14 protein-coding genes and 1 pseudogene are annotated in these 15,263 nt (G+C 55.8%); 4 read left to right on the top strand and 11 right to left on the bottom strand.

Annotated elements, in window-relative coordinates; translation table 11 throughout:
- Nucleotides 1–391: 391 nt before the first annotated feature.
- Nucleotides 392–1,009, bottom strand: coding sequence for a nucleoside/nucleotide kinase family protein (locus AC1DWG_RS18535; RefSeq protein WP_477788194.1), 618 nt, complete (start codon nt 1,007–1,009; stop codon nt 392–394).
- Complete coding sequence (locus AC1DWG_RS18530) at nt 930–1,172, bottom strand: hypothetical protein (RefSeq protein ID WP_477754948.1); 243 nt, start codon at nt 1,170–1,172, stop codon at nt 930–932. Before AC1DWG_RS18530 ends, AC1DWG_RS18535 begins: the two co-directional genes overlap by 80 nt.
- Nucleotides 1,173–1,302: 130 nt before the next feature.
- Between AC1DWG_RS18530 and AC1DWG_RS18525 the strand changes: the two are divergent.
- Nucleotides 1,303–1,404 (top strand): annotated as a pseudogene (locus AC1DWG_RS18525) (cupin); the annotation flags it as partial.
- A gap of 52 nt (nt 1,405–1,456) precedes the next feature.
- Here AC1DWG_RS18525 and AC1DWG_RS18520 read toward each other — a convergent pair.
- The 4 genes from AC1DWG_RS18520 to AC1DWG_RS18505 all read right to left on the bottom strand — a co-directional run bounded on the left by AC1DWG_RS18520 (nt 1,457) and on the right by AC1DWG_RS18505 (nt 5,461).
- Nucleotides 1,457–2,356 carry a LysR family transcriptional regulator gene (locus AC1DWG_RS18520; protein WP_477765033.1) on the bottom strand — a complete coding sequence of 300 codons (900 nt, stop codon included), beginning with the start codon at nt 2,354–2,356 and terminating at the stop codon, nt 1,457–1,459.
- A 114-nt stretch (nt 2,357–2,470) separates the two neighbouring features.
- Nucleotides 2,471–3,613, bottom strand: a complete 1,143-nt coding sequence (locus AC1DWG_RS18515) for an FAD binding domain-containing protein (RefSeq protein ID WP_477788141.1) — start codon at nt 3,611–3,613, stop codon at nt 2,471–2,473.
- A 53-nt stretch (nt 3,614–3,666) separates the two neighbouring features.
- Nucleotides 3,667–4,779 carry an alkene reductase gene (locus AC1DWG_RS18510; RefSeq protein WP_477765035.1) on the bottom strand — a complete coding sequence of 371 codons (1,113 nt, stop codon included), beginning with the start codon at nt 4,777–4,779 and terminating at the stop codon, nt 3,667–3,669.
- A gap of 37 nt (nt 4,780–4,816) precedes the next feature.
- A complete protein-coding gene (locus AC1DWG_RS18505) occupies nt 4,817–5,461 on the bottom strand; it encodes a DsbA family oxidoreductase (protein ID WP_477788140.1) in 645 nt (214 codons plus the stop codon).
- Nucleotides 5,462–5,747: 286 nt separating this feature from the next.
- Here AC1DWG_RS18505 and AC1DWG_RS18500 point away from each other — a divergent pair, with 286 nt between their 5' ends.
- From AC1DWG_RS18500 to AC1DWG_RS18490, 3 genes are read left to right on the top strand one after another with little or no spacing between them, the layout of a single operon-like run.
- Nucleotides 5,748–7,013 carry a cytochrome c gene (locus AC1DWG_RS18500; protein WP_477765037.1) on the top strand — a complete coding sequence of 422 codons (1,266 nt, stop codon included), beginning with the start codon at nt 5,748–5,750 and terminating at the stop codon, nt 7,011–7,013.
- 5 nt (nt 7,014–7,018) lie between these two features.
- Complete coding sequence (locus AC1DWG_RS18495) at nt 7,019–7,483, top strand: (2Fe-2S)-binding protein (protein WP_477765038.1); 465 nt, start codon at nt 7,019–7,021, stop codon at nt 7,481–7,483.
- The gene (locus AC1DWG_RS18490) at nt 7,480–9,735 is read left to right on the top strand and encodes a xanthine dehydrogenase family protein molybdopterin-binding subunit (RefSeq protein ID WP_477788139.1); all 2,256 of its coding nucleotides are present in this window, start codon (nt 7,480–7,482) and stop codon (nt 9,733–9,735) included. The genes AC1DWG_RS18495 and AC1DWG_RS18490 overlap by 4 nt, the downstream gene beginning before the upstream one ends.
- Nucleotides 9,736–9,966: 231 nt before the next feature.
- Here the strand turns inward: AC1DWG_RS18490 and AC1DWG_RS18485 are convergent, their stop codons facing one another.
- The 5 genes from AC1DWG_RS18485 to AC1DWG_RS18465 all read right to left on the bottom strand — a co-directional run bounded on the left by AC1DWG_RS18485 (nt 9,967) and on the right by AC1DWG_RS18465 (nt 15,186).
- Nucleotides 9,967–11,304: an OprD family porin gene (locus AC1DWG_RS18485; RefSeq protein ID WP_477788138.1), complete on the bottom strand. Its 1,338-nt coding sequence runs from the start codon at nt 11,302–11,304 to the stop codon at nt 9,967–9,969.
- Between the two features lie 136 nt (nt 11,305–11,440).
- Nucleotides 11,441–13,096 (bottom strand): cation acetate symporter, encoded by a 1,656-nt coding sequence (locus tag AC1DWG_RS18480; RefSeq protein ID WP_477765041.1) that lies wholly within the window; start codon nt 13,094–13,096, stop codon nt 11,441–11,443.
- Nucleotides 13,093–13,455 (bottom strand): DUF485 domain-containing protein, encoded by a 363-nt coding sequence (locus AC1DWG_RS18475; protein WP_477788137.1) that lies wholly within the window; start codon nt 13,453–13,455, stop codon nt 13,093–13,095. The genes AC1DWG_RS18480 and AC1DWG_RS18475 overlap by 4 nt, the downstream gene beginning before the upstream one ends.
- A gap of 31 nt (nt 13,456–13,486) precedes the next feature.
- Nucleotides 13,487–14,707, bottom strand: coding sequence for an FAD binding domain-containing protein (locus AC1DWG_RS18470; RefSeq protein WP_477765042.1), 1,221 nt, complete (start codon nt 14,705–14,707; stop codon nt 13,487–13,489).
- Nucleotides 14,704–15,186 carry a VOC family protein gene (locus tag AC1DWG_RS18465; RefSeq protein ID WP_477757014.1) on the bottom strand — a complete coding sequence of 161 codons (483 nt, stop codon included), beginning with the start codon at nt 15,184–15,186 and terminating at the stop codon, nt 14,704–14,706. Before AC1DWG_RS18465 ends, AC1DWG_RS18470 begins: the two co-directional genes overlap by 4 nt.
- Between the last annotated feature and the right edge of the window lie 77 nt (nt 15,187–15,263).

Here is a 15,263-nt window from a genome sequence, read left to right as displayed (position 1 = left end):
CGTGAGAGTGAGCATCGACGCCATTAATGGGGCGAACGGCTTACGGCTTGTGCGGATAAAGATGCCTACATAGAGTTTAAGCGGCTGAATTAGAACGAGATTTACCCGGTTGATCTAGAGATCCTCTCTATACTGTAATTAACCGGAAAAACTGCGAAATATTCGTTGTTTTTTCCGGCTAATTGCAAAAATTGACCGGTAACGTCTTATTATCAATAAGTTAGCGGTTTCCGGTTAATAAACGACGCTGACACTACCAATCCCCGATCCCTGTTCGAGCCAACTCAATACCCCAGCTCCAGCAAACTTCGGCTCAGAGTTCGATGACAGGCACCCTGATCAAAGCATCAGCCGGCTACCGCTGCGGCGACAAATCAACCCTTCGATCCTGCTAACGATCTATATCTACGGCTATCTCAACCGCATCAAGGCCGGCGCAGCGAACTTCGCCTACGGGGCATCGAAGGACGCTATAGATCTCAGAAATCACCTGCATCGTTGCGTCTTCGATCGTTCCTTCATTACGGCATAAAACCCAGCCGTGATCTGCAATCGCTCGCTCGAACGCCTTGGTACAAGCAACATGTTCTTCCAGCTTATGGATCACAGTACTGCTCAGCCCACGCCGTCGTGCCGCTGCCCTCGCCCATGAAATTTCAGGGGCGGTGACAACCCCGACATGCAGGTCTGGCACTCGCACGTTTCGATCGATGTTCAACTGTAGAATCTCTGCAAACGGGACTATCCGGCGAAACGCGGCATCAGACGGGTACCAGCGATCGATCAAGATAATGCTGCCTGGTGGCTGTTTAGCCAGCACGTGCTGGGAAATCCAGGTACGGCTATCAGCAAAGCGCTCACAAACCTCCAACTCCAAATTCCGGGTGGGATTTCTGACGAGTTTGTTCACAAGGGTCATTGTTTCACCCCTATAGGGATCGCTTTTTTTCTCGCAAAGTCGGATCACCTTTTTGTTGTCTGCCCTCAGTACTTTCGTAACGGCTTCCAAAAGTGTGGTTTTGCCGGCTCCCTTGGGCCCATCTAGAGAAACAAACAGCGGACGATTCATTTTTCACATAACGATTGATATACGGTTTTTTTGCCCTGTTCGTTCGCTGGAACCGCTTGGCGCGACTACGCGAATCGAGTGGAGGGCCCTTATGAACAGATATTGATGAACACTCTAACCCGGTTTCTGGCTAACGGGTCTCAAAATCCAGGGTTACAGCCGCTTATGAACATCGGTCATCGCCCATAAGTTAAATGGTGTACTGAGACAGATCCCCACTGCAGGTTCTGAGGCACGTTCATTTCAACGAATCGGATCATGAAGCATTTTTGATCCCCACTCAGGATGCCGGCTTGCAGACCTATCTTCGCGCACTGGACATTCGGCTCAGCTGAAACCATGACACCGATGACGCCCGGGCTGGCTTGCCAAATGCACAGGACGTGCTCAGGGGGCGAGTATTTCCTGAAGAAACTCAATGAACACATTGATGCGACTGGAACCACGATGATTGGGCAGGTACAGCGCATTGATACAAGTGCTCGCACTGCCAGGGTTGACCTCATACTGCTCCAGCACGCGCGTCAGGCGACCTGCGCTGACATCGTCTCGCACCAGCCAATCAGCCAATAGCGTCACCCCACCCCCGGCCAACGCTGCCTCGCGCAGAATGTCGGCGTTGTTACTTTGCAGCCGTCCCTGCACATTCAAGCGAATGATTTCCTCATCGCCCTGGAATGTCCAACTGTGGTGGCCCGTACAGTAATCAAAACGCAGGCATTGATGCTCCAACAGATCACGGGGGTGTCGGGGCAGTCCGGTACGCGTCAGGTATTCGGGACTCGCCACAACCCAACGCTGGAAATCGCCCAGGCGCTTGCTGACGATGTCATCACTGACGACCGATGAACCAAGACGCACTGACACATCTATTTGCTCGCTGAGCAGGTCACTGACCTCGTCGCTCAGCGAGAGGCTGATCTCCAGGCCGGGATGACGATCCAGCAGTCGCCCCAGATGAGGAGCGATGATGCGTCGGCCGAACTCCACCGGGACGCTGGCCCGTAAGCGTCCTTGAGCTTTGCTGCCACGGTCGGTCACGACGGAATCCGCTTCGTCGATGGCCTCGAGGATCACCACTGCCTTTTCGTAATAGTTCTGCCCCGCCACCGTGACGCTTGTGTTGCGCGTGGTGCGGTTCAACAAGCTGGCGCCCAGCTCGCTTTCCAGCCCCGCTACCTGCCGAGTCACAGACGAAGTGGAGATACCAAGTTTGCGCGCCGCTGACGAATAACCACCACAGCGTACGGTTTCGACAAACATTTTGAGCGCCAGCAACTTATCCATAAACGGCGTCCGGGATAGAAAAGGAAAGGTAGCGACTGTGCATGACCAGGCGTCGTACGTCTTGCATGGCTGTGCTCAATCAGTAGTGGATCAAGCCCGATATGAGCCCCTGAATCAGGATGGAGTGATGCCCATGATCCGATTGCCCATGCTCACCCCCCTGTCCCCCATGCGCCTGCCTTCTGCAAGTTGCTGTTTTTGCCAGGCCTGCAGGGCTTTATCGAGGTCGCCAATGTTGTCGATTGCTTGCGCCAGGAACAGTGCATTGCGGGCCGCCTTGGCCGTGCTTGCGGCGGTATGAGGTCGCGGCACAAAAGCGGCATCGCCGGTCAACAGCACACGTCCGAACACCATTTGAGGAACGTTGAGATCAAGGATCGCCTGGACAAAAATGTCCTTGGTCTGGCGAATCAATTCGCGAAAAGCCGGGTTCGCATGCCGCTCCGCCATTTCCCGTATGTAAGCCTCCTGCTCCGCAGCCAAAGCCCCCGGTGGAATGGAGTGGCTACGCCGCTGGCCGTCGCGATCAGTGAGCACGGCGTCCAGTTCCAGCCCTTGCGCGGCTTTCAAATACCACAGCCAGTTGAACCGGCGCTCGCCAGGATCAACGGAGCCGTTCAAGCCCGGCACCATGTATTCCAACATCAGCGATCCAGGGTCCTGTTGAAAAACAAAATCCTGGTAAAGCTGCGTCTTGGCGAAGTCAGGAAGTCGGTCTTCATCGACAAGTCCACGCCAAACCACATAGCCCGAATAGCTATGTTGCGCCCCGGGCAACACTATACTTCGCACAGATGAACCCGCACCATCGGCCCCCACCAGCAGGTCTGCCTGGGCACGACTGCCGTCGGCAAAAAACGCGGTCACTCGGTGCTCATTCTGAGCCAGATCCACCAGCGTCTTGCCACGGTGATAATGCTCGACAGGAAATGCAGAAAATAACGAGCCGTACAGTGTGTTCCAAGACGTCTGCGTTTGCGGAATCGGTTCTTTATGCACGACGGTACCGGCTCGATCCAGATACAAACGATCATGGGACCGGACACCTAGCGCACGGGTATGTTGGATGCCCGCATAGCGGAAATGCTGCAAGACATCCGCTTGCAGAACAATGCCACCGCCACGGCTATCCATTGCCGCGGGGGATCGCTCGAAAACATCGACTTGCCAGCCAATCGCCCGCAACGCCGTGGCGGCAAACAGTCCTCCCAGAGAACCACCGATGACCAGGGCCTTTGGTACATCCGGACTCTTCATTACCCTTCTCCTTGCAGAGTGGTGATTCCCACACCAACCGGTTTTGAGCTGCGTTATGGCAGCGCCGGATAGTCGATGTACCCCTTGGCATCGCCACCAAAAAAGCTGTTACCGTCCGCCAGGTTGAGCTCGGTACGCCCGCGCAGGCGGGCGGGCAAGTCGGGGTTGGCAATGAACGGGCGACCGAAAGCGATGAGGTCGGCACGCCCCTGCGCGATGGCCAGTTCAGCGGTTTCTCCGGTGTAACCACCCGCCAGCATCAGAACGCCGTGGAAGTCAGTACGCAGCTGTTTGATGATGGCTTCCCAGCGCGGATCATTACTTTCATCGAGCACCGTGCCGACCATCATCGGTTCCACCAGGTGCAGGTAAGCGAGATTCCATTGATTGAGCCGGGAAGCAATGTAGCCAAAGGTCTGTTCCGGGGTGTCATCGCCCATCCCCATGAAACGTCCCATCGGTGTCAGGCGCACAGCAACGCGTTCGGCACCTATTTCTTCGGTCACCGCTTGCACGACTTCGAGCAGTAGCCGCGCACGGTTTTCAATACTTCCACCGTAGCGATCGCTACGCTGATTGCTATCGCTGTTGATAAATTGGTCCAGCAGGTAGCCATTGCCCGCGTGGATTTCCACGCCGTCCATACCGGCCAGAAGCGCATTGCGCGCGGCCTTGCGGAAGTCGGAAACGATCGCTTCGATCCCCGGAATGTCCAGTTCCTGAGGTACAGGTACATCACCCCACACCCCCTCACCCTTCTCATTCAGGATGAAGGTCTTGCCGGGGACCGGCTGTGCGGTCGGTGCCACCGGTAAGCCGCCGTCGGGTTGAAACACGGGGTGTGACACCCTCCCCACATGCCAGAGCTGCAGGAAAATGCGCCCACCCTCTGCGTGCACGGCTTCGCTGACCGCTTTCCAGCCGTGAATCTGCTCGTCGCTATGGATGCCGGGCGTCCAGGCGTAACCCTGACCCTGCTGCGAAATCTGAGTAGCCTCGGTAATGATCAACGCGGCACTGGCGCGCTGGCGGTAGTACTCGACGTTCATCGATGTCGGTACGTTGCCGGGCTGCCCCGCCCGTGAGCGAGTCAGAGGGGCCATGGCGACACGGTGATTGAGGTTGAGTTGGCCGAGTTTGATTGGGCTGAACAAGTGACGAGACATGATGATTTCCTGAATGGATCGGGATTGAACAAGCGGCTCAAGCTGCCTGGTTTCGTTTCAGTATCTGGATCATTATTTCGCTGGGTTGCGCGCCACTGATCACGTCATCCGCGATCTGAATACTCGGCACCGAGCGCACTCCGGACGCCTTGATTTGCTCTTCGAGTTTCAAGACTTCAGCAGTGCCTTCATCGGTGTTGAGAAAGTCGACAATGGCTCCTCGGTCCAGCCCTGTTTCGCCACCGATATCGGCCAACACATTAAGGTCGCCGATATCCCGCCCCTCGCCGAAGTACGCCTTGAAAATGGCCTTGACCAGGAATGAAGCGTCTTTACCCGCCTGTTGCTCCCGCCATACCAACCGATGCGCTGCCATGGTGTTGGGGGTTGTTTCGACACGCTCATAATGGAAGCCAAGGCCGACGGCCTTACCGGCGTGGGTGACCTGCGCGTCCATGGCCTGGCTGCGCGCCCAACTGCCGAATTTGCCAGAGCGATAGGCTTTACGATCCATGCCTCGAACAGGCATGTCCGGGTTCAATTGGTAAGGCAGGAAACTGATTTGGCGGTCAGTTGAAAAAACCGAAGCGGCAAGCGCGCGTTCGAGATTCACCTCACCGATCCAGCACCATGGGCAGATGAAGTCGTAAGTCACCTGAATAGTGGATGAGTGCAAACTCATGACGGTTTCCTTGGTTGAATGTTTTCACATCCCCAAGGTAAGCGTCCGGCGCCCCCCGGAGAATCCGCCTGCCACGCAACGTTGCTTTTCGCAAAACGCAACGATGAGGTGATCTGCGCGCCGGCGCACTGCCGTCGATGCGCCCGGCGCAATGTAGCGTTGCGCCTTGATGGGGTACTCCATCACAAGCGCCCTGTTTAAGCTCTCTGAGCAGAAAGTCGCCGTACGCCAATCGCACGCGGCGGATTGAAAAATCTGTCGTTTACTCAGTTCGAGAGGTTAGGCGATGAAGCGCAAGACGATCATCGGTGCCGTTCTGGCGCTTGGCGTGGTGGGGATAGGGTTCGCGTTCTGGATGATGTGGAGGCCGGAAATAGCTACTGCCGGCCAGCCTCAGAGTGCCGGACGYGAAACCCTGGACAGAGGCCGGCGCATCGTCGAAGCGGGAGACTGCGCGGTCTGCCACACGCGGCCAGGAGGCGATTACATGGCGGGCGGATTGCCATTGAAAACGCCCTTCGGAACACTTTTCACCACCAACATCACCCCGGACCGGGAAACCGGTATCGGCAAGTGGTCGCTGGAGGCCTTTGAACGAGCCATGCGTGAAGGCATCGCCCGCGACGGTCACTTTCTCTATCCGGCTTTCCCGTACGTGCATTATCGAAAGTTGAGTGATGCCGATATCGCGGATGCCTACGCCTTCCTGATGAGCGTGGACCCGGTCAAATACACCGCACCTGAAAACCATATGGTTTTCCCCATGAACTTCCGTGCGCTGGTGTCTTTCTGGAACTTGCTGTTCCTGCATGGGGATCCGTTGGAACCACTTCCCGACCGGTCAGCGCAATGGAACCGCGGACGCTATCTGGTCGAAGGCGCGGGACACTGTTCATCCTGCCATTCGCCCCTGAATCTGATAGGCGGCGAGAAGAGCAGCGAACTGTTCAACGGCAGTATCGTCGACGGCTGGACGGCCCCCTCCCTGCGCGGGATGGCCGAAGCGCAACACCCCTGGAATGAAGCCCAATTGGTCGCCTATCTGACGGGCAAGGTCGCCGAAGATCACAGTGCGGCGGCGGGCCCGATGTTGCCGGTCAGCCTGAGCATTGCGCAATTGCCGGTGGAAGATGCCCATACCATCGCCCGCTATATTCTTGACCTCAAAAAAACCTCTTCGGACGTGACGTTACCGCCCTGCTCCCCTGAGGCCAAGCCCAGTGCCAAGGCGTTGCCGGGTGCGTCGCTGTTCGACGGTGCCTGCGCAAGTTGCCACGGCTCCGCCGCCCCCATGCGCGCCATTGAATCGAGGCCCGCTCTGGCAAACACCAGCGCAGTGACGGCGGACTCGCCACGTAACCTGATCCAAACCATCCTGCAGGGCATCCCGATGTCCACCGCCGCTTCCAGCCACTACATGCCTGCGTTCGCAGACAGTCTGGATGACTCCCACCTCGCCGCAATTGCCGAGTACTTGCGCAACGAGAGCTGCCCGACCAGACCCTGGACGGACCTCGACAAGACAATCAAGAGCATTCGGGCTCAGGAGTAGCAACCGTGATCACACTCGACATCAACGGCAAGACGCATGAACTGGACATCCCGCAAGACATGCCGCTGCTGTATGCCCTGCGCAACCAGGTAGGGCTCAATGGCACGAAATTCGGTTGCGGTTTGGGTCAGTGCGGCGCTTGCACCGTTTTAGTGAACGATAAACCGGTTTTTTCATGCCTGACACCCTGCGGCGCGCTGGCGGGCAAATCAGTGCGCACAGTGGAGAGTCTGGGCAGCGCCGACAACCCGGGGCCGTTGCAGAAAGCCTTTATCGACGAACAGGCGGCCCAGTGTGGTTATTGCATCGCGGGGATGATCGTACGAGCGCAGGCTCTATTGGAGGCGAACCCTCATCCGGACGATGAAACGATCCGTCGCCACATGGCTCCCAACCTGTGCCGCTGTGGCACTCATGTGCGGATCCTTGCCGCTATCAAGTCGGTCATCGCGCAGGGAGACAAGGTATGAAATCCTCTGCGCAAAACGTCGATCTGAGCCGCCGCGCCTTCGTGATAAACGGCACGTTGGTGATGGGATTCGCAATGCTCCCGGGTATCCCGCGTGCCTTCGCTGACACCGAAGTGGACACCTTGGGGACGGCGATCCTGGCGCCGGATCTGCCAGGCAGCCTGCGGGCCACGCCCAATCTGGACGCCTGGATCCGCATAGACGCGAAAGACGGCATCACCGTCTACACCGGAAAAGTGGAGCTGGGCACTGGCGTCAAGACCGCGCTCCTGCAAATCGCCGCTGAACGCCTGGAAGTATCACCTGGTCTCATCCGTTTTCTCACTGCCGACACTGCGCTGACACCCAATGAGGGTTATACCGCCGGCAGCCATACGATCGTCGACAGCGGCACTGCATTGTTCAACGCCGCGGCCCAGGTGCGTCAGTTGTTACTCGAATCCGCGGCACGCCAATGGCGATGCAACATCGACAGCCTGAGCACGCGGGACGCTGTGATCTACGATGGGCAAGGCCGCAGCATGACCTACATACAAGCGGTGGTCGGGGTTCAATTGCATCGCTTCGCATCGGCGAGTTCCCCCTTCAAGCCAGCCAGCAGTTTCACCCTGATCGGCAAATCATTGCCTCGGCTGGACATCCCGGCCAAGGTCAGCGGCGGTGCGGCCTATGTGCAGGACATGCGCCTGCCCGATATGCTGCATGCTCGCGTGATACGTCCCCCCCGGCGCGGCAGTCAGCTACTGGACATTGACGAGGCCGCCCTCAACAAACTCCCCGGTGTGGTGAAGCTGGTCCGTAACGGCAGTTACCTCGCCGTGGTCGCCTCCGATGAATGGCTGGCGGTCAAAGCGATGCGCGAGGGCTACGGCACTGCCCGCTGGACAGAAGGTAATCCGCTACCTGACTCGACACATATCCATCAACTCCTCACCGAGCTGCCAGCGCGGCGCTACCCGGTGAGCGCCAAGGGTAACCTCACGCAACCTGAGTCGCGTGCGTACAAGGCACGGGTGACCAAGCAATACCTGATGCACGGTTCCATTGGGCCGTCTTGCGCTGTGGCGTGGTTCAAGGATGGGACGCTGACCGTCTGGACCCACACCCAGGGTGTTTATCCTCTGCGCATGGGCATCGCCGAGATGCTAGGTCTGCCTGTGCAGCAGGTACGCTGCATCCATGCTGAAGGCTCCGGCTGCTATGGTCACAACGGCGCCGATGACGCCGCCGCCGATGCCGCGTTGATCGCCATGGCCCTGCCTGGCAAACCAATACGGGTGCAATGGATGCGCGAACAGGAAAATCTCTGGGAGCCCTACAGCTCGGCAATGCTGGCCGAAGTGGAAGCGGGACTGGATGACAGTGGGCGTCTTCGTGACTGGAAATACGAGCTCTGGAGTACTCCGCACAACGAACGCATCATCAATGCCGGGCGTCTGTTACCGGCGTGGCTATTGGCCAAACCTTTCACCCCTGCTCCTTCAGTCCCGATCGCCCAACCCGAGGGTGACGGCGACCGTAACGCGGTTCCGTTGTATGAGATACCCAACCTGCAGGTTGACCTGAATTTTGTGCTGACCATGCCATTCAGGACTTCGGCCATGCGTTCGCTCGGTGCCCATATCAACGTGTTCGCCATCGAAAGTACGGTGGATGAACTGGCGGCTCGGGCCGCTGTGGATCCGGTGCAGTTTCGCCTGAATCACTTGAGCGATCCGCGAGCACGGGCGGTGGTGGATCGCGTGGCCAGTGCGTTCCGCTGGCCGCAAAAAGCAACAGGCCCCGGCAGTGGAATCGGCTTCGCCTTCGCACGCTATAAAAACATCATGGGTTACTGCGCCATCGCCGTGCAGTTGCATGTACAGCGCCAGACCGGGCAAGTGACGATTGATCGGGTGGTTGCCGCCGTCGATGTGGGGCAAATTGTCAGCCCCGATGGGCTGCTCAATCAGATTCAGGGCGGCATCGTGCAGTCCGCCAGCTGGACGCTCTATGAACGAATCCTCTATGACGCCGGTGGCCTGCATAGCTTCGATTGGAGTGGCTATCCGATCATGCGTTTTCCCGAGGTGCCGAAACAGGTCGAGATCCACATGATCGATCAGCCGGATCAGCCATTTCTCGGTGCCGCGGAAATCGTCCAGGGCCCCATGGCCGCAGCGCTGGGCAACGCCATCAGCGCTGCCACCGGCAAGCGTTTGCTTGATCTTCCGCTGGCTCGACGTGGCTGGCAGGAAGCGTTGGGATCATGAGCGATCCTGACGTGCTGAATCGGTCGCCTATCGCACACTCGGAATAAAAAAAGGCGGTGAAGGATCACTTGCACCGCCCTACCCCAATCAAGGGAAATGTTTCTCTTCTATAAAACATGCCGTTGGAAGAGAACGGCATGTACACGCAACACTCCTGAAAGCGCTGCCTGTCAGTTAAGCGGGCCGCTAACCCGCTGAATATACTTTCACTTCCGTTCTATCGGATAACGCCTAAAACAATGCCAATTGGTAATTAATGATTATCCGATTTTCGTCTTGTTGGCGGGTGTTTGGGATGTTGTTTCGTACCATTGCGTTTTTCCACATGACGCTAATGCCTTTTAACGGTCCAGATTGCACGACATAGGCCAGCGTTATATCGCGTTCCCACTCACTGGAATTGCTGGAAGCGATGGTATTGATGTCATCACCTTTAACGTATACAACCCCTGCCGTCGCACCGGGCAAGCCCAGTTTCGCGAAGTCAAAAGCGTAGCGTGCTTGCCAGGACTGCTCGCCAGCGTGCACGAACTTCTGAACCTGCATTTCCGTGATGGTGTAAGTGGTCGGACCGTCACCCTGGTTTAAATAAGGGAAATCGCTTTTTCCGTTGCTGACCTCATAGCCGGCTCCGAAGGAGTGACCGGCAACGGCATAGGTAAATAATCCACTGAACAGGTTATTGTCGACTTTGCCTTTTATCGTGTTACCGCCGTAGTAGCCTGTCGTAAAGTAAGCAGGGTCATGGCCGTTTGCACCATCATCCTGGCTATTGAAATATCGAATATCACTGGTCAGAACGCCCGAACCTATTGCCCAGTTATGAATCAGCCCTAGAAAGTGTTGCTTATAGAAATCTTCAAGGTTGCCGTAATAATATTGCAAGGTCAGATCTTTGGTCAGTTTGTAATCGCCACCCGCATAAATGAATTTATTGCTGAAGCGACCGGTGACAGGATTGTTGGCACCCGCAATTGACATGTTTTCGTTATTGCTGGAGTTCCGGCCCTTGACCCCGTCAATTTGCCCTCCTACCAGGGTCAGATCCTTGATGTCCGCGGAGGTAACCTGGGTTCCCTGCCAGGTTTGCGGCAGCAAACGCCCGTCATTACTGAAGATAACCGGCAGTTTCGGGACCAGAGTACCAAGCTTCAACTCGGTCTTGGATATCTTCACTTTCCCGGTCAATCCCAGGCTGGAAAAATCGTCAACCGCATGGTTGCCGTCGCTTGGAAACACCACACCACCGAAGTTGGTACCCGTTGGATTGCCATGTTTGCCGGCGCTTGAATCGAGCTTTACGCCCAACATGCCTAAAGCATCGACACCGAACCCTACAGGGCCTTGGGTGTATCCGGAGATGAATTCCAGCTGGAAAGCCTGTCCCCATTCCGCTTGATAACTTTGATTGGCGGCTTTCTGCGCGGGTGTTGCAGAGTCACGATAATCGCTGTTGATATAGTAATTACGCAGTTTAAGCGCAGCCTTACTATCATCAATGAAACCAGCCGAATGGGCTTGCTGCGCCAATACACACATGGCAGCCGCAACGGTAAAAGAACATTTCATTTATGCGCACCAAAGTTGAGGTTATTATTTTTGTATTAACTATTCAGCGATTTTTCAGGCACAAATTTCCAAACAGCGCACGGAGCATGAGCGCTGTTATTCATAAATTATTTATTGCAGGCAGCCACTACATGGATCAATCAGCTTTGAGTTGAGCCTTCCATGTTGCCGGCGTACCCAGTTCAGAGTCGACCAACTGATTTTCGAATCGATTGCGCTCACTGATGGCACTGGCGGAGCGATCGGTAATGGAAAACCAGAAAATACCGATGAATGCTACGGCCATTGAAAACAGGGCCGGATATTCATAAGGGAACCAGGCTTGCTGATGATGAAGGATCTTGACCCAAACGGTTGGACTGAGAATGCACAGGGTGATTGCCGATACCAGCCCCAACGATCCGCCAATTACGGCGCCACGGGTCGTCAAGCCTTTCCAGTAGATCGATAACAACAGTACCGGAAAGTTGGAACTTGCGGCGATGGAGAACGTTAAGCTCACAATAAAGGCGATGTTTTGCTTTTCAAATGCAATCGCCAGGATGATCGACAACACACCCAGTACGATGGTCGTAACACGAGAGACGCGCATTTCGTCACGGTCGCTGGCGGTGCCGCGGCGCAAAGCATGTGCATAGAGATCATGAGAAACAGCTGACGAGCCAGCCAGGGTCAACCCTGCGACTACCGCCAATATCGTCGAGAACGATACCGCACACATGAATCCCAGGAAGACATTACCGCCGACGTTATGGGCGAGGTGAATGGCAACCATGTTAACGCCACCCAATATTCCACCTGATGCATCGTGATAGGCAGGATTGCTCGCAACCAGGGCGATGGTGCCAAAGCCAATGATGACAATCAGCGCATACCCTATGCCGACAAGACCGGAGGCATAAAGAATGCTTTGGCGCGCGGCTTTAACGTCACCGACCGTGAAAAACCGCATGAGAATATGTGGAAGACCCGCCGTACCGAAGACCAGTGCCAACCCCAGGGAGATGGCGGATACTGGGTCGGTAATCAAACCTCCGGGGCTCATGATTGCCCCATGGGATGGATGAACCTGAGTGGCTTGAGCGAACAATTGGTTCAGGCTGAATCCGAACTCGGATAACACCATGAGAGCCATGAAAACACATCCGGTCAGCAGTAACACTGCCTTGATGATCTGAATCCAGGTAGTTGCCAGCATTCCGCCAAAGAACACATAGATGACCATCAGCGTACCGACGAGCAGTACAGCCGCGGTGTAATCAAAGCCGAACAGCAGTTCCACCAGTTTTCCAGCGCCTACCAGTTGAGAGACCAGGTAAAGCAGCACGATCACGATAGAGCTGGACGCCGCAAAAGCTCGTATGGGTCTTTGCTTCAGCCTGTAGGACAGAACGTCCGCCAGGGTGTAGCGCCCAAGGTTGCGCAATGGCTCCGCGATCAGGAACAGAATGATCGGCCAGCTTGCAAGAAAGCCGATTGAGTAGATCAGCCCATCGAAGCCACTGGTAAAAACCAGGGCGGAGATGCCCAGTAACGACGCTGCGGACATGTAGTCTCCGGCGATGGCCCAACCATTCTGGAAACCGGTAATTTTGCCGCCTGCCGCATAGTGATCGGCAATACAATTGTTTTTACGCGCGGCCCATCGTGTGACAAATAGAGTGAATACGACGAACGCCAGGAACATGCCTATGGCAATGGGGTTATGTTTGGGCACCGCGGCAGGGACATCGCTCGCGTATACAGTTGCCGAAGTAAGGATGGCCGAGAAGGTAATAAGAAGACGCTTCATTTTTTGAAGCTCCTGATGATTGTCTTTATTTTTGGGTCGTAGCAGGTGTTAGTGCGCCATACGTAGACAGCAACGAGAAGAACCGTAAAAGCGAGCATTGCGAAGCCAATCGGCACGCCCCACGTCATGGGTTGACCTTCGGTGATAGGTGTACCCAAGCGGGCAGGAATAAAGGCCAGCGAAAGAATAAAGCCGAAATATACCGCCAGCATGAGAGCAGTCATGCTCCACGAAAATATTCGTCGCTGTTTTACCAATGCACGAAACTGCGGGTTTTCGAGAATCGGATTTTGAATAGTGTCTTCAAGCTGTTCAGCGGACACGGCCGGGCCACCGCCTTGCGGATATGCATGTTCCATGGTTCTCTCCTGCGAAGGGCGTGTAACTGAATTAAAACTTCACGGGCACTGCGGTTTCACGCATCACGGCTTCTGGAGTCCGGTACAACTCAGCCATTTCGCGCTCTTCCTCGCTTTTCAATTGCGCCTGCATATACGCGCCAAGATGCCTGGCGTGCTGAACTATCGAGGCGCCGAAACGGCAGCGTTGTTCGCTGTAGTCCACCAAGGCATCTTCAACGGATGCATGTCGCTCAAGTGCTTCGACGATTGCCAAGGCATCACCGGCCGCCTTGGTGACACCCATCCCGCAATGAGGACGGACCACAAATGCAGCGTCGCCGAGCAGAGCGACTCGTCCGAAATTCATCTTCGGCACTTCCAGGTCGTAAATCGGCTGGAACAGCGGTTGCGTTGCTTTCTTCACGACTTCGGCAAACTGCGGGGCAAGTAGCGTATCGGCGGACTTATACATATTGGCGAGCACATCACGACGTATCAGTGCCGGAGGAATTCCACCTTCAAACTGTTTACCGCTCTCATCCCGGAGCAGATCCTTCAACTCATCGTCGCCGCTGGTGCGGTACCAGACAAAATTGTAACGACGCTCTCCTGCAAGGGTGCTGTTCGACTGGCCAGCAACTGGATACCCCAAAATTTGCTCGCGCGGGGGTAAACAGAACGCAAATTTATCGAAGAGCGATGCGTGGGCGGAGTCGGAAAGAACACCTTCATCGACCAACCCGCGCCATGCGATATAGCCGGCGTATTGTAGGTGTAAGTCAGGTAAAAGCTGCTGGCGAATCGTCGACCGGAATCCATCGGCAGCAATAATGATGTCCGCTTGATGAGTTGTGCCATCAGCCAATGTGACACTGGCATGGGACTCCGTGCTTTCGACCGAGACGACGCTGCCACCGCAACGATAGAGCGAGTCTGGAAAAGCGGCGCGAAGAACCTGGTACATCTTCCCCCACGCAGTCAGCGTTTGCGGGAGCGCGTTCTCGAGTACGACATCGCCGTCCTGGTCCAAAGTGACGCGCAACAGCACATCGATACCTACCGACGCATCGAGTGGGATACCCGCAGCAGCCATCGCCTCGAACAATTCAGGATGTGTAACGATCCCTGCGCCACGTCCAGCGAGTTCGTCCGGAACACGTTCGAAGACTTCTACATCCCAACCTTTGCGTAGCAACATGTTCGCTGCAAACAGACCTCCCAGCGAACCACCTACGACAATAGCGCGTCGCTTGTTCGACATATTAATCATGGCTGCACCTCCACAGTCGCAGCGGCATAGGCGGTGTAGGAACCGACGGCTTCAATCTCGGAGGCCGGGAAGTTGAGTTCGATGGTGACACCTGAAGGATCTTCGATGAAGACCTGATGCAGGCCCAGGCTCGGAACGGTGCGATCACGCCAGGCAATGCCTTGCGCTTTGAAGACGCTCCAGAACTCAACCAGGCCTGTTACCAGAAAAGCAATGTGATCAACGGTTCCAGTGCCCTTCAACGGGATTTCTTTGTCGCCGAGATACTTCTTCAAACCCTCGGGGTTGGAGGGATCGATCCCGATAATGTGGACCGTACCAAAGTCTTGCTCATCCCCTCCCATGTACAACCACACGCCAGGAAAGTCGAACGGCGGCCGGTAACCGGGGGTGAAACCGAGCACCCTTTCATAAAATTGGCTGGACTTTTCCAGGTCGAACGACCGGATCGAGTAATGAGCGAGTTTTCGGACTTGCATGGTGCCTCCAACTGTTTTTGTAGTTATTTATCAGTTGATAAACAGTAAGGCCTGACGAAATTGAAGTAAATAGCCGG

The sequence above is a fragment of the Pseudomonas sp. P4_B3 genome (genome assembly GCF_056402295.1).
Note: the sequence above shows the minus strand (reverse complement) of the source record. Positions and strands in the feature narration are given on the sequence as shown.